The 18304-nt window shown below is 73.3% G+C and carries 17 protein-coding genes; 14 read left to right on the plus strand and 3 right to left on the minus strand.

Annotated features, from left to right (window positions below):
- Positions 1-54 precede the first annotated feature (54 nt).
- The 4 genes from fabG to AOM01_RS08680 are packed head-to-tail and all read left to right on the plus strand — an operon-like array spanning position 55 to position 3002.
- The gene (gene fabG / locus AOM01_RS08665; RefSeq protein WP_062291999.1) at positions 55-759 is read left to right on the plus strand and encodes a 3-oxoacyl-ACP reductase FabG; all 705 of its coding nucleotides are present in this window, start codon (positions 55-57) and stop codon (positions 757-759) included.
- 29 nt (positions 760-788) lie between these two features.
- On the plus strand, positions 789-1556 hold the full coding sequence (gene fabI / locus AOM01_RS08670) for an enoyl-ACP reductase FabI (RefSeq protein WP_062292002.1): 768 nt from the start codon (positions 789-791) through the stop codon (positions 1554-1556).
- 4 nt (positions 1557-1560) lie between these two features.
- Positions 1561-2073, plus strand: a complete 513-nt coding sequence (locus AOM01_RS08675) for a SixA phosphatase family protein (RefSeq protein WP_062292005.1) — start codon at positions 1561-1563, stop codon at positions 2071-2073.
- Positions 2070-3002 carry a glycoside hydrolase family 88 protein gene (locus AOM01_RS08680; protein ID WP_062292008.1) on the plus strand — a complete coding sequence of 311 codons (933 nt, stop codon included), beginning with the start codon at positions 2070-2072 and terminating at the stop codon, positions 3000-3002. Before AOM01_RS08675 ends, AOM01_RS08680 begins: the two co-directional genes overlap by 4 nt.
- A gap of 331 nt (positions 3003-3333) precedes the next feature.
- On the opposite strand, the gene serB is transcribed toward AOM01_RS08680, so the two are convergent.
- Together serB and glgC are read right to left on the minus strand one after the other, a co-directional pair.
- On the minus strand, positions 3334-3960 hold the full coding sequence (gene serB, locus AOM01_RS08685; RefSeq protein WP_062292011.1) for a phosphoserine phosphatase SerB: 627 nt from the start codon (positions 3958-3960) through the stop codon (positions 3334-3336).
- The gene (gene glgC / locus AOM01_RS08690; RefSeq protein WP_062292014.1) at positions 3957-5198 is read right to left on the minus strand and encodes a glucose-1-phosphate adenylyltransferase; all 1242 of its coding nucleotides are present in this window, start codon (positions 5196-5198) and stop codon (positions 3957-3959) included. The genes serB and glgC overlap by 4 nt, the downstream gene beginning before the upstream one ends.
- Positions 5199-5268: 70 nt before the next feature.
- On the opposite strand from glgC, the gene glgA reads away from it, so the two are divergent.
- The 6 genes from glgA to AOM01_RS08720 all read left to right on the plus strand — a co-directional run bounded on the left by glgA (position 5269) and on the right by AOM01_RS08720 (position 10368).
- Positions 5269-6471 carry a glycogen synthase gene (gene glgA, locus AOM01_RS08695; RefSeq protein WP_062292017.1) on the plus strand — a complete coding sequence of 401 codons (1203 nt, stop codon included), beginning with the start codon at positions 5269-5271 and terminating at the stop codon, positions 6469-6471.
- Positions 6472-6482: 11 nt separating this feature from the next.
- On the plus strand, positions 6483-7265 hold the full coding sequence (locus tag AOM01_RS08700) for an ABC transporter ATP-binding protein (protein WP_062292019.1): 783 nt from the start codon (positions 6483-6485) through the stop codon (positions 7263-7265).
- Positions 7266-7270: 5 nt separating this feature from the next.
- Positions 7271-7744, plus strand: a complete 474-nt coding sequence (locus AOM01_RS08705; RefSeq protein WP_062292022.1) for an RrF2 family transcriptional regulator — start codon at positions 7271-7273, stop codon at positions 7742-7744.
- Positions 7745-7831: 87 nt separating this feature from the next.
- The gene (locus tag AOM01_RS08710) at positions 7832-8749 is read left to right on the plus strand and encodes a sulfite exporter TauE/SafE family protein (protein ID WP_062292024.1); all 918 of its coding nucleotides are present in this window, start codon (positions 7832-7834) and stop codon (positions 8747-8749) included.
- 97 nt (positions 8750-8846) lie between these two features.
- The gene (locus tag AOM01_RS08715; RefSeq protein WP_228374262.1) at positions 8847-9290 is read left to right on the plus strand and encodes an NfeD family protein; all 444 of its coding nucleotides are present in this window, start codon (positions 8847-8849) and stop codon (positions 9288-9290) included.
- 1 nt (position 9291) lies between these two features.
- On the plus strand, positions 9292-10368 hold the full coding sequence (locus AOM01_RS08720; protein ID WP_062292026.1) for an SPFH domain-containing protein: 1077 nt from the start codon (positions 9292-9294) through the stop codon (positions 10366-10368).
- Positions 10369-10470: 102 nt separating this feature from the next.
- Here AOM01_RS08720 and AOM01_RS08725 read toward each other — a convergent pair whose 3' ends face one another.
- Positions 10471-11493, minus strand: a complete 1023-nt coding sequence (locus AOM01_RS08725; RefSeq protein ID WP_062292029.1) for a DUF2157 domain-containing protein — start codon at positions 11491-11493, stop codon at positions 10471-10473.
- Positions 11494-11599: 106 nt separating this feature from the next.
- Between AOM01_RS08725 and AOM01_RS08730 the strand changes: the two genes are divergently transcribed.
- The 4 genes from AOM01_RS08730 to AOM01_RS08745 all read left to right on the plus strand — a co-directional run bounded on the left by AOM01_RS08730 (position 11600) and on the right by AOM01_RS08745 (position 18283).
- Positions 11600-12400 (plus strand): TrmH family RNA methyltransferase, encoded by an 801-nt coding sequence (locus AOM01_RS08730; RefSeq protein ID WP_062292031.1) that lies wholly within the window; start codon positions 11600-11602, stop codon positions 12398-12400.
- 117 nt (positions 12401-12517) lie between these two features.
- The gene (gene imuA' / locus AOM01_RS08735; protein ID WP_062292034.1) at positions 12518-13219 is read left to right on the plus strand and encodes a DnaE2-dependent mutagenesis accessory factor ImuA'; all 702 of its coding nucleotides are present in this window, start codon (positions 12518-12520) and stop codon (positions 13217-13219) included.
- Positions 13216-14916, plus strand: coding sequence for a DNA polymerase Y family protein (locus AOM01_RS08740; RefSeq protein ID WP_082110129.1), 1701 nt, complete (start codon positions 13216-13218; stop codon positions 14914-14916). The genes imuA' and AOM01_RS08740 overlap by 4 nt, the downstream gene beginning before the upstream one ends.
- Positions 14909-18283, plus strand: coding sequence for an error-prone DNA polymerase (locus tag AOM01_RS08745; RefSeq protein WP_062292036.1), 3375 nt, complete (start codon positions 14909-14911; stop codon positions 18281-18283). Before AOM01_RS08740 ends, AOM01_RS08745 begins: the two co-directional genes overlap by 8 nt.
- Positions 18284-18304 lie beyond the last annotated feature (21 nt).

Here is an 18304-nt window from a genome sequence, read left to right on the forward strand (position 1 = left end):
ATGCTAGTGCCGCGCTTTCGCGCATCCGTCCCCGCCTCCGCTAGCGTGACCCCCATGACCCGTCACGTCCTCGTCACCGGAGCCAACCGCGGCATCGGCCGCAGCATCGCCGAGGCGTTCGTCGCCAACGGCGACACCGTCTCCACCATCTACCGCGGGGGAGAGCTCCCCGACGGCGTCACCGGCGCCGTCGCGGACGTCACCGACACCGCGGCCGTCAATGCGGCGTTCGACGAGCTCGAGGCGCAGCACGGCCGCGTCCGCGTCCTCATCGCCAACGCCGGCATCACGCGCGACGGCCTCCTCATGCGCATGTCGGACGAGGACTTCGAGCAGGTCATCGACGTCAACCTCACCGGCACGTTCCGCTGCGTGCGCCGCGCCGTCAACTCGATGATCCGCGAGCGCTTCGGGCGGATCGTGCTCATCGGGTCCGTGGTGGGCCTCATGGGCAACCCGGGCCAGGTCAACTACTCGTCGTCCAAGTCCGCGCTGGTGGGCATGGCCCGCTCCGTCACCCGCGAGGTGGGCGCGCGCGGCATCACGGCGAACGTCATCGCGCCGGGCTTCATCACCACGGACATGACCGCCGAGCTGGGCGACGACGTCGTCAAGCAGTACGCGGACACCATCCCCGCCAAGCGCTTCGGCTCGACCGCCGAGGTCGCGGCCGCCGCCGTCTTCCTCGCGTCCGACGCCGCGGGCTACGTCTCGGGCGCGGTGCTGCCCGTCGACGGCGGCCTCGGCATGGGCCACTGACACCCCGCATCGTCCCCCTAGGAGCAATCATGGGCATTCTCGAAGGCAAGAACATCCTCGTCACCGGCGTCCTCACGGAGGGCTCGATCGCGTTCGAGGTCGCGCGGCTGTGCCAGGAGCAGGGCGCGACGGTCGTGCTGACCGGCGTGGGCCGCTCGCTCAAGATCACGCAGGCCATGGGCCGCCGCCTCCCCGTCGAGGCGCAGGTGGTCGAGCTCGACGTCACCAACCCCGAGCACCTCGACGGCCTCGCCGACAAGGTCCGCGAGCTGGTCCCGCACCTCGACGGCGTGGTCCACTCGATCGGCTTCGCGCCGCAGTCCGTGATGGGTGGCAACTTCATGTCGGCCGAGTGGGAGGACGTCTCCACGGCCGTCCACATCTCGGCGTACTCGCTCAAGGCTCTCGCGCAGGCGACGGCGCCGCTGCTGGTCAACGGTGGGTCGATCGTCGGCCTCACGTTCGACGGCCGCTACGCCTGGCCGGTCTACGACTGGATGGGCGTCGCCAAGGCGGCATTCGAGGCCGTCAACCGCTACCTCGCGCGGGACCTCGGCCCGCTCGGCATCCGCTGCAACGTCGTGTCGGCCGGGCCCATCAAGACCACCGCCGCCAAGCACATCCCCGGCTTCGAGCAGATGGAGGGCAACTGGTCGGAGCGGGCGCCGCTCGGCTGGGACTCCGAGGCCACCGCGCCGACCGCGCGCGCCGTGACCGCCCTGCTCTCCGACTGGTTCCCCGCCACCACCGGCGAGATGATCCACGTGGACGGCGGCGTGCACGCTATGGGACAGTGACACCGTGCCCACGCTGATCCTCGCCCGCCACGCGAAGGCGGAGGCCCCCGCGGCCGGCCTGAGCGACTCCGCCCGAGCGCTCGAGCTCATCGGCCGCAAGGCCTCGACCCTGCTCGGTCAGGTCATCGCGCGCGCGGGCATCTCGCCCGACCTCGCGCTCGTGTCCCCGTCGCTGCGCACGCAGCAGACGTGGAAGCTCATGGCTCCCGCGTTCGGCGAGTGCGAGACCGTCACCGACGACGAGCTCTACGAGACCCACGTCTCCGGACTCCTCGAGGTGCTGCACGGGCTGGGCGACGCGGAGACCGTGGTGGTCGTGGGTCACGAGCCCACGTCCTCCGCAGCGGCCGCGCACCTCGCGGGCCCCGGCTCGGACAAGACCGCGCTGCAGCGCGTCGCCCACGGTCTGCCGACCGCGACCGCGGCGGTGCTCGAGTTCGACTGCCCGTGGTCGGAGATCACGTCGCGCTGCGGTCGCCTGGTCTCGGTGCTGTCGGGCCGCGACGTCGAGGAGTGACGGACACCTCCGCGCTGTGGCGCGCGCTGCTCGCGATGCAGCGCTTCGGGTGGGAGCAGGGCGTGGCATCCCACGCTGCCCTCGACTCCGGTGACCTCGCTCTGGCGACCCTGCTGATCCGCGACGCGGTCGCGCGCCAGGATGCGGATGGCCAGCTGGGCGCGATGGACGACGCGGCGGCCGTGAACTCCGGCTCGCTCCTCGAGGCGGCGCTGCTGGTGGGACGGGACGATGCGGTGGTCGCCGAGGCCGCGCAGCGTCAGCGCTGGTGGCTGCTGCGGCATTCGCCGCGCGACGACTGGGGCGTCCTCCACCACCTCAAGGGTGCTGAGGAGGTGTGGGCGGATTCGGTCTACATGGTGGTGCCGGCGCTGGTCGCGTCGGGTGACCTCGCTCCGGCGGACATGCAGTACCGCATGCACCGGGAGCAGCTCTGGGACGCGTCCACGGGGCTCTACCGCCACCGCTTCGACATGGCGACGCGGACCTGCGTGCGCGACGCGTTCTGGGCGAGCGGGAGCGGCTGGGTCGCGGCGGGTCTCGCGCGGGCGCTGCGCCTGGGCGTCGCCGCGGAGACCGTGCGGGAGCGCTGGGAGACCGAGGCGCGGGCGCTGCTCGACGCGTGCACGCGGTACGCGACGCCCGAGGGCCGCTTTCACGACGTCCTCGACGACCCCTCGACCTTCACCGACGGCTGCGCCGGCCTCATGCTCGCGTACGCGGCGTTCACGGGCGTGGCGGACGGGTGGCTCCCGACCTCCTATGCGGACGATGCCGCGGCCTGGCTCGACGCGTCCCTCGCCCGGGTCGACGCGACCGGGGTGGTGCGCGACGTGTGCGGCGCCCCCGGCTTCGATGCGCCCGGCACGAGCGCGGAGGCGCAGGCCTTCGCGATCATGGCCCTCGCGGCCCGCGACCGCCTGGCCTGACCCGGCTCCCGCCACCCGAGCCTCGCGCAGCGCCCGGACTGCCTTGAGTGCCCGGAGCGCGTGTCCGCGCGATGCGTGTCGCCACGCTGGCCGTTTTCATGCACTTTGGTGAGCGTTGAGCCGGTCCACGGGCCGATCGCCCGAGCGGTTCACGAACGATCGGCAGGCTCTCCGGCATCATCCCTGGTAGATGAGATCCGGAGCGTTCCGATGGGGCGATGCGGCGCGCGGGAACGCGCCGGAGCGCCCGCGAAAGTGCATGAAAACGGCGAGTGTGGCCCACCGGGGCACGGAAGCCAGGGCGGTCGGGCGGTCCGGCACCGCGTCGGGATCAGCCGAGGATGATCGCCAGCGCCGCGTCGAGCCGGGGTGCGTTGAGCGCGACGTCCGCCTGCTCCTGGACGATCGGCTTGGCGTGCCACGCGATGCCCAGCCCGGCGGCGGCCATCATGTCGAGGTCGTTCGCGCCGTCGCCGATCGCGACCGCGTCACCCAGGTCGCAGCCCACCTCGGCCGCAAACGCACGCAGCGTCTCCGCCTTCGCCGCGCGGTCGATCACCGGGCCGACGGTACGGCCGGTGAGCCGCGCATCGTCCACCTCGAGGCGGTTGGCGCGGAAACGGGTGATCCCCAGGCGCGCCGCGAGCGGCGCGACCACCTCCGCGAAGCCGCCCGAGACGAGCGCGACCTCGAAGCCGGCGTCCTGCAGACCCGCGACCAGCTCGGGGGCCCCGGGCGTGAACTCGACCTCCGCGAGTACCTCCGCGAACACGGTGTCCGGGACCCCGACGAGGGTCGCGACGCGCTCGCGCAGCGATTCGGCGAAGTCGAGCTCGCCGCGCATGGCGCGCTCCGTGATCTCGGCCACCAGCTCGCGCGTGCCCGCGCGGGCGGCGATCAGCTCGATGACCTCGGCGGTGATCAGGGTGGAATCGACGTCGAGGACGCACAGCCTCATGCGGTGACGACCGTCCCCTTCGCGACGACGGTGATGCCGCTCTCGGTGACGGTGAACCCGCGCGCGAGGTCCGCCTCGCGGTCGATGCCCACGCGCGCGCCCTCCTGCACGTCGACGTTCTTGTCGAGGATCGCGCGGTGGACCTGCGCGTGGCGGTGCACCTGGACGCCGTCGAGCAGCACCGAGTCCGACACGGTCGACCAGGAGTGCAGGCGCACGCCGGGGGACAGCACCGATCCGGTGACGGTCGCGCCGGACACGATCACGCCGGGGGACACGATCGAGTCCGCGGCGTGGCCCAGGCGGCCCTCCTCCGAGTGGATGAACTTGGCCGGCGGGTGCGTGATGAGCCCCTGGTGGACGGGCCACTTGTCGTTGTACACGTTGAACACCGGCTGGACCGCGATGAGATCCATGTGGGCGTCGTAGTACATGTCCAGCGTTCCCACGTCGCGCCAGTAGTCGCGGTCGCGGTCGGTCGAGCCCGGGACGTCGTTGCGGATGAAGTCGTAGAAGCCACACGTGCCCTTGTCGACGAAGTAGGGGACGATGTCGCCGCCCATGTCGTGCTTGGAGCTCGGGTTGTCCGCATCGGCGGTCAGCGCCTCGAGCAGCGCGTCCGCGTTCGCGACGTAGTTGCCCATCGAGGCGAGGATCTCGCTGGGGGAGTCCGGCAGTCCGGACGGGTCCTTGGGCTTCTCGAGGAACGCGCGGATCCGGTCGGGGTTGTCGGGGTCGATGTCGATCACGCCGAACTGATCCGCGAGGGAGATGGGCTGGCGGATGCCCGCCACGGTGAAGTCCGCGCCCGACTCGATGTGCGCGTCGACCATCTGCGAGAAGTCCATGCGGTAGACGTGGTCGGCGCCGACGATCACCACGATGTCGGGCTGCTCGTCCTCGATGATGTTCACGGTCTGGTAGATCGCGTCCGCGCTGCCGAGGTACCAGTGCGGGCCGCGACGCTGCTGCGCCGGCACCGGTGCGACGTAGTTGCCCAGCAGCGGCGACATGCGCCAGGTGCGGGCGATGTGGCGGTCGAGCGAGTGCGACTTGTACTGCGTCAGCACCACCACATGCAGGTAGCGGGAGTTCACCAGGTTGCTCAGCGCGAAGTCGATGAGGCGGTACGTCCCTCCGAAAGGGACCGCCGGCTTCGCGCGGGCTGCGGTGAGGGGCATCAGGCGCTTGCCCTCACCTCCTGCAAGGACGATGGCGAGAACCTTCTGCGCTGGCATACCGCCAGCATAGGGGGCGAAGCGGGACACATGCAGGCTCTGGCGCGGGCGAGCCGCTAGCGTGGGGGTCATGCGCGTCGACATCCTCACCCGCGAGTACCCGCCCCACGTCTACGGAGGCGCCGGAGTCCATGTCACGGAGCTCGCGGCGGTGCTGCGCGCGCACCTCGACGTGCGCGTCCGCGCGTTCGAGGGACCGCGCGACGAGCCCGGCGTGACCGGCTACGACGCACTCGGCGGCGGGGTGGGCGACGCGTCGCTCGACGTGCTCGCGCACAACCTGCCGATGGCGAAGGACTGCGGCGGCGCCGACATCGTCCACTCGCACACCTGGTACGCCAACATGGCCGGCCACCTGGCCGCGCGCCTGCACGGCATCCCGCACGTGCTGTCCGCGCACTCGCTCGAGCCGTTGCGGCCGTGGAAGGCCGAGCAGCTGGGCGGCGGGTACCGCGTGTCCAGCTGGATCGAGCAGACCGCCTACGAGGGTGCGGACGGGATCATCGCCGTGTCTGACGGCATGCGCAAGGACGTGCTGCGCTGCTACCCGGAGGTCGACCCCGGCAAGGTCCACGTGGTGCACAACGGCATCGACGTGGCCGGCTGGGCGCCCCCCGCGACGGACGAGGCGCGCGCGAAGGCCGATGCCGTGGTCGCCGAGCACGGCATCGACCCGAACCGCCCCGCGATCGTGTTCGTGGGCCGCATCACGCGCCAGAAGGGCCTGCCGTACTTCCTCAAGGCGGTCGAACAGCTCCCGAAGGACATCCAGGTGGTCCTGTGCGCCGGGGCGCCCGACACCAAGGAGATCGCCAGAGAGGTGTCCGGCGCGGTCGCGAAGCTCCAGGAGACCCGCGACGGCGTGATCTGGATCGAGAAGATGCTGCCGCGCCCCGAGCTCGTCGCGGTGCTGGACGCCTGCACCGCGTTCGTGTGCCCGTCGGTGTACGAGCCGCTCGGCATCGTCAACCTCGAGGCCATGGCCGTCGGCCTGCCCGTGGTGGCGACCGCGACGGGCGGCATCCCCGAGGTCGTGGTGCCCGGCGAGACCGGCACGCTCGTCCCGATCGAGCAGGTCCAGGACGGCACCGGCACCCCGCTCGACCCGGAGGGTTTCGCGAGGGATCTCGCCGACGCGCTCACCGCCATGGTGTCCGATCCCGCGCGCGCGAAGGCCATGGGCGAGGCCGGTCGCCGCCGCGCCGCGGAGAGCTTCTCCTGGGAGGCGATCGGGGAGAGGACCCTGAGCGTCTACCGCTCGATTCTTGGATAGGCTCACCTGCCATGACTGAGGTGCTCGGGTTCGAGGGCGTGCGCGTCCGCCGCGGTGACAACGAGATCCTCCGGGACGTGTCCTGGAGCGTCTCCGACACGGACCGCTGGGTGATCCTCGGCCCCAACGGCGCGGGCAAGACCACGCTGCTGTCGATCGCGTCCGCGCGGATGTTCCCGACCGAGGGTTCCGCCACCATCCTCGACGAGCGCCTCGGCGACACCGATACCCGCGAGCTGCGCGTCCGCGTGGGCCTGTCGAGCGCCGCGCTCGCGGACCGCATCCCCCCGCACGAGACGGTCCGCAACGTGGTGATGACCGCCGCGCATGGCGTGACCGGTCGCTGGCAGGAGGAGTACGACAGCTTCGACGAGGACCGCGCCGACGCGCTGCTGTGGGCGTTCGGGATGGCTGACTTCGCGCAGCGCGAGTTCGGCACCCTGTCCGAGGGCGAGCGCAAGCGCGTGCAGGTGGCCCGAGCGCTCATGCCCGACCCGGAGCTGCTGCTGCTCGACGAGCCCGCCGCGGGCCTCGACCTGGGCGGCCGCGAGGAGCTCCTCGAGGCGCTGCGCGAGCTCGCGGGGGACCACCGCTCGCCCGCGATCGTCATGGTGACGCACCACGTCGAGGAGATCCCGGTGGGCTTCACCCACGTGCTGCTGCTGCGCGACGGCGCGGTGGTCGCGGCCGGGCCCCTCGAGTCGACGCTCACGTCCGAGTCGCTGTCGCAGACGTACGGCATGCCGGTGCAGCTGACCGCCGCGGGCGGGCGCTACTCCGCGCGCCGCGTCTAGCCGCGATGAAGGTCTCGGCCCGCGCCGACTACGCCCTGAGGGCGGTGGCGGAGCTCGCGCGCGCCGATGCGCCGCGCACCACCGGCGAGATCGCCGCGAACCAGGGGATCCCCCGCAAGTTCCTCGAGGGGATCCTCACGGCGCTGCGCGACGACGGCCTGGTGATCGGCCAGCGCGGCATCGGCGGCGGCTACCGCCTCACGCGCGACGCGGCCGACATCACGCTCGCGGACGTGGTCCGGTCGGTCGACGGACCCCTCATCTACGTGCGCGGCGAGCGCCCGTCCGGCCTCGAGTACGACGGCGCCGCCTCCGAGCTGCTCACCATCTGGGTCGCCGTGCGCGCGAGCATCCGCGCCGTGCTCGAGCGCGTCACCGTCGCGGACCTCGCGACAGGGGAGCTTCCCGGCGAGATCCGATCACTTGTCGAGGACCAAGCTGCCTGGGAGGACGCCCAAACAAACCTACTTGGCGAGTAGGAATTGATTCCTACCTACTAGGTGGGTATGGTTTGTCTCATCTCGACCCATGGCCGCGCCCGCGGCCGGCTCGGGAGGAGGCATCTCATGCGTTCTCTTGTCCTGCTGGCGATCGTCGGCTTCGGCGCGCAGCTCGTCGACGGCAGCCTCGGCATGGCGTACGGCGTCACCTCGTCGACCCTCATGCTGGCCGTGGGTCTGAGCCCGGCGATCGCGTCGGCCACCGTCCACCTCGCGGAGGTGGGCACCACGCTCGCGTCCGGCGCGGCGCACGCCCGCTTCGGCAACGTCGACTGGCGCGTGGTGTGGCGCGTGGGCGTCCCCGGCGCGATCGGCGCGTTCGCGGGCGCCACGTTCCTCTCGAACCTGTCCACCGAGGCGGCCGGCCCGATCATGGCGATGCTGCTGTTCGGCCTGGGCGTCTACGTCCTCACGCGCTTCACCGGCACCAAGGTGAGCGCGGACAAGGCCAAGCGGCCGCTCCGCTCGCGCTTCCTCGCCCCGCTCGGCCTCGTGGCCGGATTCGTCGATGCGACCGGCGGCGGCGGGTGGGGTCCCATCGGCACCCCGACCCTGCTCGCGTCGGGCCGCATGGAGCCTCGCAAGGTGATCGGCTCGATCGACACCTCCGAGTTCCTGGTCGCCGCCGCCGCGTCCGTCGGCTTCATCTTCGGCCTCGGCACCTCCGGTATCGACTTCGGCTGGGTGCTCGCGCTGCTCGCCGGCGGCCTGCTCGCGGCACCCCTCGCCGCGTGGCTCGTGCGCCTCGTCCCGCCGCGCATGCTGGGCGCCGCGGTCGGCGGCATGATCCTGCTCACCAACGCGCGCACGCTGCTCCACACGGACGCGCTCGCCGCCGTCGCGCCCTACAGCTGGGCCGTCTACGCGGCCATCGTGAGCGTCTGGGCATGGGCCATCGCCCGGGCCTGGAAGGGCCACCGCGCGGACGTCGAGGCGCGCAAGGCGCTCGAGGTCGCGGCCCCCTCCGAGGCGACCGCCGCGTAAGCCTCACGGCCGCTCCGGCTCAGGGCGCGCATCGTCCCCGCGGACGATGCGCGCCCTTCGTCGTCCCTGCTAGCGTCGCATTGACAAGGAGGACGCTGTGGAACAGTTCCTGTGGTGGTTCATTGCGGCGATGATTCTCGGGGCCATCGAGATCTTCACGCTCGACCTGCTGTTCGCGATGCTCGCGGTCGGCGCGTTGGCCGGAGGCTTCGCCGCGCTGCTGGGGGCGCCGTGGTGGCTCGCGATGATCATCGCGCTCGCCGTCGCGGCGGCACTGATCGGGCTGCTGCGCCCGTTCCTGCTGCGCTCGCTGCGTGCGAAGGGTGGGGGAGCCCCGCAGACCAACACGGCCGCGCTGGTCGGCCGTGGCGCGCGCGCGATCGACGAGGTCACCGAGACGCGCGGGCGAGTGAAGCTCAACGGGGAGGTGTGGTCGGCGCGCACCGAGGACGATGCGCAGGCCATCCCCGAGGGCACCGAGGTGACCGTGCTGAGGATCGATGGGGCGACCGCCGTGGTCGCGCCGCAGAAGGAGAGCTGAGATGGACAACGTCGGAACCATCGTGATCTGGGTCGCGATCGCGGTCCTCGCGATCTTCGTCATCACGGCGATCGCGCGCGCGATCATCGTGGTGCAGCAGACTCAGGCGTACCTGGTGGAGCGGCTCGGCCGCTATCACGCCACCATGGACGCGGGTCTGCACCTGCTGGTCCCGTTCATCGACAAGGTGCGTGCCAAGGTCGACCTGCGCGAGATGGTGTACTCGTTCCCGCCGCAGTCGGTCATCACGTCGGACAACCTGGTGGTCGACATCGACACCGTCATCTACTTCCAGGTGACCGACCCCAAGTCCGCGGTCTACGAGATCGCCAACTACATCACCGGTGTGGAGCAGCTCACCGTCACCACGCTGCGCAACATCGTCGGCACCATGGACCTCGAGCAGACGCTCACCAGCCGTGACCAGATCAACGGCCAGCTGCGCGGCGTCCTCGACGACGCGACGGGCAAGTGGGGCATCCGCGTCAACCGCGTCGAGCTCAAGTCCATCGAGCCACCGCTGTCGATCAAGGACTCGATGGAGAAGCAGATGCGCGCCGAGCGTGACCGTCGCGCCGCGATCCTCACGGCCGAGGGCTTCAAGCAGTCGCAGATCCTCACGGCCGAGGGCGAGAAGCAGTCCGCGATCCTCCGTGCGGAGGGCAACGCGCAGTCCCGCATCCTCGAGGCAGAGGGCGAGGCGCGCGCGATCCTCCAGGTGTTCGACGCCATCCACGAGGGCGACGCCGACTCCAAGCTGCTCGCGTACCAGTACCTGCAGATGCTTCCCGAGATCGCGAAGAACGAGTCCAACAAGGTGTGGTTCGTGCCGACCGAGTTCACGGGCGCGCTCAAGTCGATCTCCGCGGCATTCGGCGAGGAGGAGGCGCCGTCTCCGCTCGAGCGTGACCCCGAGCGGGCCAAGCGGGCCGGCTCGCGCATCACCTCCGCGCTCGCGGATCCCCGCGCCGCGCTCGAGGAGGCCCGTCGCCAGGCCGAGGGTGTGTCCGCGGAGGCCGAGCAGGCCGGCTCCGCCTCGGGCAAGCCGTTCGACCCGGATGCCGAGAAGGGTCAGTAGGTTCCGGAGGGACGATGCGGCGGGCCCCGGGGGAGCGATCCCTCGGGGCCCGCTGTCGCGTCCGGGGCGTGACGGCGGCACCCGGGCGCGACGCCTCCCTCGCTACGGGCCGGGAGGGGCGCCCGCCGGCGCCTCGGGCGGCTCCGCAGGCGGCGTCTCGGGACGGCGCTCGCGTACCAGCCACACCGCGAGCGCGACCAGCACCAGCCCGGTGGCCATCACCGCGACCCACGTCGCGACCGCGTCGCCCACCAGCTCGCTGATGAGCCGCGGCACCGCGACCAGCAGCCCGATCCCGCCGGGCACGATCAGCGGCATGAGGCGCGCGGTCCCGACCGCGAGCGCGATCATCGCGACAGCCAGCGCGACCGCGGCCGCGAGGATGATGATGCGCCCGTCGCCCGCGGCCGCGGTCTGCATCCCCAGCACCGCGAGGAGGCCGCCGGCGGCGAGCGCGATCGACGGGGGCCCCAGGAGGCGCGCCGCCCCGAGCGCGGCCCACGCCACGCCGAGCGTCGCCCAGGCGACGCCCATCCAGGTGGAGTCCACGGAGTCGTCCCAGGGGGAGACGACGGCCGTGAGCACGGCGGCGAGCGACGCGAGCAGCGCGAGCTGCGCGAGCGCGCGTCGGCGCAGCGCGTAGACCGTCGCCGCGACCACGGCGAGCGTCCCCGTCACCCACCTGGCCAGCGCATCGTCCCCCGTGAGCCCCGCGACGTCGTGCGCCACCACCCAGGAGAGCCACCCTGACAGGGCCACCGTGGCGAGCAGCAGGACGGAGGCGAGGCGCTGCGCGGACGGCTGCGCGGCGCGCGCGGCGAGGATCCCGCCCGCGGCGACCACCGCGGTGAGGGTGAGGACCAGCGCGAGACGCGCGACGTCGCCCAGGTCCTGCCACGTGCGGCCCACCACGAACGCCGCCCCGGACACGGCGAGCACCGCGCCCAGGTAGCCGACGATCTCGCCGACCACCGCGAGCGCACGGGGTGGGGGCGTGACGGGCTGGGGTGTGGCGGGTTCCGGGGCGCCGTGCTCGGCCTCGTAGCGGCGCACCTCTGCCGCCTGCTCGGGCGTGATGAGCCCCTGCTCGACCCACCTGTCGAGGCTGATGTCCACGCTGTGCATGACCGCCTCCCTCCGGCGGCGGCGACATCGTCGTCGTCGCTTCCAGGTTACGCCCGGGGGCATGCGCGCGCCCCTGCGGACGGCCGGGTGCTGGGATGATGGCGCCATGCCCGTGATCGCGATCGACGACCCCGCCGACCCCCGCCTCGCCGACTACCGCGGCCTCACCGACGTGGCGTTGCGCCGCGTCCTCGAGCCCGAGCGCGGCCTGTACATGGCGGAGGGCGCCAAGGTCATCGCGCGGGCGCTGCGCGCCGGGCATGCGGCGCGGTCGGTGCTGGTGAGCGAGCGGTGGCTCGAGTCGGTGGCGCCGCTGGTCCCGGACGAGGTGCCGGTGTATCTCGCGCCCGCGGCGCTGCTCGAGGACGTGACCGGTTACCAGGTGCATCGTGGTGCGCTCGCGTCGATGGAGCGGCCCGAGCTGCCCGCTTTGGCGGACCTTGCGCGGGACGCGCGCAGGATCGTGGTGCTCGAGGGGATCGTCGACCATACCAACGTGGGTGCGATCTTCCGTTCGGCCGCGGGGATCGGCGCGGACGCGGTGGTGGTGTCGCCCACGTGCGCGGACCCGCTCTACCGGCGGTCGGTGAAGGTCTCCATGGGGACCGTGTTCCAGGTGCCGTGGACGCGCGCGACCTCGTGGCCGGGGGCGCTCGACGAGCTGCGGGCGCTCGGCTTCACCGTGGGCGGGCTCGCGCTGACGGACGATGCGGTGGCGCTGGACGCCTTCGCCGCGACGGCGGGGGAGAGGGTCGCCCTGGTGATGGGCACCGAGGGCGACGGGCTCACCCGCCAGGCGCTCGCGCACGTCGACACCGCGGTGGTCATCCCCATGCACGGGGGCGTGGACTCGCTCAACGTCGCCGCCGCCTCCGCCGTCGCGATGTGGGAGCTGCGCGCGCGCTGAGCTCGCCCGGCCCCGCCCTCCGCGGCCGCCTTGCCCGGTGTCGGAGGGTGGGGTCATAATCGAACATACGTTCGAACACATGTTCGAACGGGTGGACGATGCGGGAGGTGAGCGGGCATGGCGGAGACGGCCGAGACGAGGCTCGCCCGGGCACGCGAGGCGCTCGCGGGCGTCCAGCGGCGGGTCGGCACCACCCGCGAGACCTGGGACGCGCCCACCCTGCCGCTCGCCCCGGTGCTCGACCAGGTGCTGCCGCAGGGGCTGCGGCGCGGCCAGGTGATCGCGGTGGCCGGGTCCACGTCGCTCATGCTCGCGCTCGCGGCCGCCGCGTCGGAGGCGGGCTCCTGGACGGCGGCCGTGGGGCTGCCCTCGCTCGGGGTGGTGGCGGCGGCCAGGCGCGGCCTCGAGCTCGCGCGGCTCGCGCTCGTGCCGTACCCGGGCGCCCAGGCGGCCGCCGCGGCAGGCGCATGCGTGGACGGCATGGACGTGGTCCTGCTGGGCCCGCGCCTCGCGCTGTCCGAGGCGGACAGGCGTCGACTCGCCTCGCGCGCCAGGGAGCGCGGCGCGGTCATCGTCGCGGACGGGGCCTGGACGGGGGCGCACGTCACGCTCACCGCGGTCGGGTCGCGCTGGCACGGGCTCGGCGCGGGCGACGGCCGGCTGCGCGGCAGGGATCTCACCGTGCGGGTCGAGGAGCGGCGCGGCGGCACCGCGCGCCTGGTCACCGTGCCGCTCGACGGCGTCGGGACCCCGGTCCGTCGCGGCACGGGCGTGCCCGCGGTGCCCGGGCACGTGCGCGCGCTCGGGGGCGCGGCATGAGCGTCGTCACCGTGGTGCGCCGCGCCGTCCTGTGGGTGCCGGACTGGCCCGTGGTCGCGGCCATGACGGAGGCGGGGCTCGGCGCGGACGTGCCCGCGGCGGTCCTGCACGGGCGCGGGCTGGTCGCGGTCTCCGCCGCGGCGCGTGCCGCCGGGGTCAAGCGCGGCAGCACCAGGCGGCTCGCGCAGCGCGCCTGTCCCGAGCTCGCGATCCTTCCCCATGACGAGGGACGCGACTCGCGCCTGTTCGAGTCCGTCGCGGCGGCCGCGGAGCACGCCGTCTCCGGGGTCGAGATCTCCCGGCCGGGCCTCATGATCATCCCCGCGGACGGCGCGGCCCGCTTCCACGGCTCGGAGGAGGCGCTCGCGGAGGCGCTCGTCACCGCGGTCGCCGAGCAGGCGGGGGTGGAGTGCGCGGTCGGCGCCGCGGACGGGCTGCTCGCCGCGGTGATCGCGGCCCGGTCCGCGGAGCTGGTGCCCGCGGGGACCTCGCGCGAGTACCTCGCCCCCGCACCCATCGGCGCGCTCGCGCTCGCGGCCATGGAGCGCGTCCAGCGCGAGGAGGTCGAGCGGCTCGCGAGCGTGCTCACGCGCCTCGGGATCGTCACACTGGGGGACCTGGCGGCGCTGCCGTTCGCGGACATCCTCGCCCGGTTCGGCCCCGTGGGGGTGTGGGCGCACAGGCTCGCCTCCGGAGAGGACCTCGCCCCGCCGGTGCTGCGCCGCACCGAGGAGGACATCGCGGTCGAGCACGTGTTCGAGGACCCGGCGGAGCGCATCGAGCAGCTGGTGCACGTCGCCAAGGAGGCCGCGATCGCGCTCGACCGCGCCCTGCTCGACGCCGGCATGCGCTGCGGGCGGGTGCGGATCACGGCCCGCACGGAGAAGGGGCAGGACCTCGAGCGGGTGTGGCGCACGGACGTGGGCACCCGCGCCGGCGCGTTCGCGCGGCACATGACGGACCGCGTGCGCTGGCAGCTCGAGGGCTGGCTGTCGGGCACCGCGGGATCCACCACCGGGGACAAGGGCCCGGAGCCGTCCCCGCTGGTCTCGCTCGGCCTGGTCGCCGAGGACGTGGTCCCGCTCGGCTCCGAGCAGGCCTACCTGTGGGGCGGGGTGTCGGGCGCGGACTCGCGCGCGCATCGTGCCCTCGAGCGCGTCCAGGGGCTGCTGGGCCTCGAGGGCGTGCTCGCGGTCGCCGAGCAGGGCGGACGCTCTCCCCGCGACAGGGCGCACCTCGCGCCCTGGGGCCAGGAGGCGCCGCCCGCCCGCGCGATCGCCCACCCGTGGCCGGGGCGCATCCCCGACCCGCCGCCCGCGACCGTGCCGCCCGTCGCGCGTCCCGCGCTGGTGCTCGACGCGGGAGGCGCCCCCGTCGCCGTGAGCCAGCGGCTCGCGGTCAGCGCCCCGCCCACGTGGGTGCGGCTCGAGGCGGACCCGTCGGACGAGCGCGCCCGCGCCGCGAACCGCCACCCCTCCTCGGGGCACGTCGGGCACGTCGACGGCCCCGTGTGGGACCGCCCCCGTCCCGTGGAGTCCTGGGCGGGCCCGTGGCCCGTGTCGGAGCGCTGGTGGTCGGAGGACGCCTCCCGGCAGGCGTACCTCCAGGTCGCGCTGCGCGACGGCGAGGGCGCCGTCATCGCGGTGCTGCTCGCCTACGGCGGCGGCGAGTGGCGGCTGGAGGCCGTGTATGACTGAGATCCCCGAGTACGCGGAGCTCCACGCCCACAGCGCCTTCAGCTTCCTCGACGGTGCGAGCCAGCCCGAGGAGATGGCCGCGGAGGCGGGACGCCTGGGCCTCAGCGCGCTCGCCATCACCGACCACGACGGCCTCTACGGCGCGGTGCGGTTCGCGGGTGCCGCCAGGGAGATCGGTCTGCCCACGGTGTTCGGTGCGGAGCTCAGCCTCGCGGCGGACGGCCCCGGCGGGCGCCCGGTGCTCGACCCGCCTACCGGGGTGCCCGACCCGCGCGCCTCCCACCTGGTGGTGCTCGCGCGCGGTGCCAGCGGCTACTCGCGTCTCAGCCACGCCATCGGCATGGCGCACCTCGCCACCGGGGAGAAGGGCCTCGCCCGCTACACGCTCGAGACGCTGGCGGACGCCGGCGGCGGCGACCTCCTGGTCCTCACCGGCTGCCGCAAGGGGGCGGTGCGGTCCGCGCTCGTCGGGCCCGGCGGCGGGGCGCTCGCCGGCGGGATCTCGCGCGACGGTCACGCCGCCGCTCGGGCGGAGCTCGACCGGCTGGTCGCGCTGTTCGGGCGCGAGGGCGTCGCGGTGGAGATCACGGACACGGGCTCGCCGTTCGACTCCGAGATCAACGCGGCCCTCGCGGATCTCGCCTTCGACACGTCGCTGCCCCTGATCGCCACCACCAACGCGCACTACGCGACCCCGCGCGACGCGGACCTCGCCGGCGCCCTCGCCGCGGTCCGCGCCCGCTCCTCGCTCGACGACATGGACGGCTGGCTGCCCGGCTCGCCCGGCCAGCACCTCCGCAGCGCGGGGGAGATGGCGTTCCGTCACCGTCGCCACCCGCAGGCCGTCACCACCGCGGCGCGCCTCGCCGCGGAGTGCGCGTTCGACCTCGACCTGGTCGCCCCGAACCTGCCGCCGTACCCCGTCCCGCCCGGTCACACCGAGGCCACCTGGCTGCGCGAGCTCACGTACCGCGGCGCGCGCGAGCGCTACGGTCCGCCCGACGCGGAGCGAGTCAAGGGCGCGTGGGCGCAGATCGAGCACGAGCTCGCCGTCATCGAGGCGCTCGACTTCCCCGGCTACTTCCTCATCGTCCAGGACATCGTGGCGTTCTGCCGTCGCGCGGACATCCTGTGCCAGGGTCGCGGCTCCGCCGCCAACAGCGCGGTGTGCTTCGCGCTCGGCGTCACCGCGGTGGACGCGGTGACGCACGGGCTGCTGTTCGAGCGCTTCCTCGCGCCCGAGCGCGACGGGCCGCCGGACATCGACGTGGACATCGAGTCGGATCGCCGCGAGGAGGTCATCCAGTACGTGTTCTCACGCCACGGGCGCATCAACGCCGCCATGGTCGCGAACGTCATCCAGTACCGGCCGCGCTCGGCCGTGCGCGACGCCGCGCGGGCGCTCGGCTTCGACGTGGGCCAGCAGGACGCGTGGTCCAAGTCGATCGACCGGTGGAGCGCGCTGCGGGTGCCCGCCGAGAAGCAGGAGGAGTGGGCGGCCAAGCAGCGCGACGCGATGTGGCCCGAGCCGCCGCCCACCCAGGATCTCGAGCACATCCCGGAGAACGTGCTCGACCTCGCCGACCGGTTCATGCGGCTGCCCCGCCACCTGGGCATCCACCCCGGCGGCATGGTGCTGTGCGACCGGCCCGTCATCGACGTGTGCCCCGTCGAGTGGGCGCGCATGCCCGGCCGCACCGTCCTCCAGTGGGACAAGGACGACTGCGCGGATGCGGGCCTGGTGAAGTTCGACCTGCTCGGCCTGGGGATGCTGTCCGCCCTCAAGTACGCGTTCCGGTACATGCAGGAGGTGCGCGGGGAGGACCTGGGGCTGCACTCCCTGCCGCAGGAGGACCCGGCCGTCTACGACCTGCTGTGCGCCGCCGACACGGTCGGCGTGTTCCAGGTGGAGTCGCGTGCCCAGATGGCGACCCTGCCGCGGCTGCGGCCGCGCCGCTTCTACGACATCGTCATCGAGGTCGCGCTCATCCGTCCGGGCCCCATCCAGGGCGGCTCCGTCCACCCGTACATCAACCGGGCGCGCGGCCGGGAGCCCGTGACGTTCCTCCACCCGCTGCTCGAGAAGTCGCTGGGCAAGACCCTGGGCGTGCCGCTGTTCCAGGAGCAGCTGATGCAGATGGCGATGGACGCGGCCGGCTTCGACGGCGCCCTCGCGGATCAGCTGCGCCGTGCCATGGGCTCCAAGCGCAGCCCCGAGCGCATGGAGGCGCTGCGCGCCCGCTTCATGGTGGGCGCGCACGAGCGCGGCATCCCCGCGGACGTCGCCCACCAGATCTTCGACAAGCTCAAGGCGTTCTCGGACTTCGGCTTCCCCGAGTCGCACTCGTACTCGTTCGCATACCTGGTCTACGCGTCCAGCTGGCTCAAGGTGCATCGGCCCGCCGCCTTCTACGCGGGCCTGCTCGCGGCGCAGCCCATGGGTTTCTACTCGCCGCAGTCGCTCGCCGCGGACGCCCGCCGCCACGGTCAGGCGATCCTCCGTCCCTGCGTCGCCCGCTCCGAGGTGCTCGCCCGCGTCGAGGAGCTCGAGACGCCGTTCGCGCCGCCCGAGGAGCGGCGCGAGGAGATGGCCCGGCTGGTGCGGGTGGACCCGCGGCTCGCCGTCCGCATGGGCCTCGCCGCGGTGCGGGGCCTGGGGGACGATGCCGCGGCGGCCATCGTGGCCGCGCGCGCCTCACGCCCGTTCGAGTCGCTCCACGACATGGCGCGCCGCGTCCGGATCCGCCCCAAGGGGGTGTCTGGGCAGTCGGGGCTCGCGCCGGAGAAGGGGCTCACCACCGCGCAGTGGGAGGCGCTCGCCACCGCGGGCGCGCTCGAGAGCTTCGGGGTGACGCGGCGCGAGGCGCTGTGGGCCTCCGGCGTGCTGTCCCGCGAAGGACCCGACACGCTGCCGGGAACGGTGCCCGGCGCGAAGGCGCCCATGCTGCCCGGCATGAGCGTGGTCGAGGAGGCCGTCGCGGACGTGTCGGCCTCGGGGGTGTCGGTCGAGGGCTACCCGACGGCGTTCGTGCGCGAGGGGCTCGACCGGAACGGGGTGCTGCGGGTCGCGGACGTGCTCGCGCACGAGGCCGAGCGCCGCGTCACCGTCGCCGGCGTGGTCACCCACCGCCAGCGGCCGGGCACCGCGCGCGGCGTCACGTTCATCTCCCTCGAGGACGAGACCGGCTTCCTCAACGTCATCTGCTCGGTGGGCGTGTGGAAGAGGTTCCAGGCGGTCGCCCGGCGCTCGCCCGCACTCATCATCCGCGGCCGGATCGAGCGCGCGGACGGCGCCACCAACCTGGTCGCCGAGCACCTGTCGCCGATGTCCCTCAAGGTGCCGTCGCGCAGCCGCGACTTCCGCTGATGCGGTCCGCGTCCGCCCGGA

Origin of the sequence: Demequina phytophila (assembly GCF_000971135.1) — a bacterium.
Classification (GTDB): domain Bacteria; phylum Actinomycetota; class Actinomycetes; order Actinomycetales; family Demequinaceae; genus Demequina; species Demequina phytophila.

What these genes read in the sequence shown, in the direction of transcription:
- fabG (WP_062291999.1), top strand. Translation starts at nt 55, where the DNA reads ATGACCCGTCACGTCCTCGTCACCGGAGCCAACCGCGGCATCGGCCGC.
- fabI (WP_062292002.1), top strand. Translation starts at nt 789, where the DNA reads ATGGGCATTCTCGAAGGCAAGAACATCCTCGTCACCGGCGTCCTCACG.
- serB (WP_062292011.1), bottom strand. Translation starts at nt 3,960, where the DNA reads ATGAGGCTGTGCGTCCTCGACGTCGATTCCACCCTGATCACCGCCGAG.
- glgC (WP_062292014.1), bottom strand. Translation starts at nt 5,198, where the DNA reads ATGCCAGCGCAGAAGGTTCTCGCCATCGTCCTTGCAGGAGGTGAGGGC.
- glgA (WP_062292017.1), top strand. Translation starts at nt 5,269, where the DNA reads ATGCGCGTCGACATCCTCACCCGCGAGTACCCGCCCCACGTCTACGGA.
- AOM01_RS08700 (WP_062292019.1), top strand. Translation starts at nt 6,483, where the DNA reads ATGACTGAGGTGCTCGGGTTCGAGGGCGTGCGCGTCCGCCGCGGTGAC.
- AOM01_RS08705 (WP_062292022.1), top strand. Translation starts at nt 7,271, where the DNA reads ATGAAGGTCTCGGCCCGCGCCGACTACGCCCTGAGGGCGGTGGCGGAG.
- AOM01_RS08710 (WP_062292024.1), top strand. Translation starts at nt 7,832, where the DNA reads ATGCGTTCTCTTGTCCTGCTGGCGATCGTCGGCTTCGGCGCGCAGCTC.
- AOM01_RS08720 (WP_062292026.1), top strand. Translation starts at nt 9,292, where the DNA reads ATGGACAACGTCGGAACCATCGTGATCTGGGTCGCGATCGCGGTCCTC.
- AOM01_RS08725 (WP_062292029.1), bottom strand. Translation starts at nt 11,493, where the DNA reads ATGCACAGCGTGGACATCAGCCTCGACAGGTGGGTCGAGCAGGGGCTC.
- AOM01_RS08730 (WP_062292031.1), top strand. Translation starts at nt 11,600, where the DNA reads ATGCCCGTGATCGCGATCGACGACCCCGCCGACCCCCGCCTCGCCGAC.
- imuA' (WP_062292034.1), top strand. Translation starts at nt 12,518, where the DNA reads ATGGCGGAGACGGCCGAGACGAGGCTCGCCCGGGCACGCGAGGCGCTC.
- AOM01_RS08740 (WP_082110129.1), top strand. Translation starts at nt 13,216, where the DNA reads ATGAGCGTCGTCACCGTGGTGCGCCGCGCCGTCCTGTGGGTGCCGGAC.
- AOM01_RS08745 (WP_062292036.1), top strand. Translation starts at nt 14,909, where the DNA reads ATGACTGAGATCCCCGAGTACGCGGAGCTCCACGCCCACAGCGCCTTC.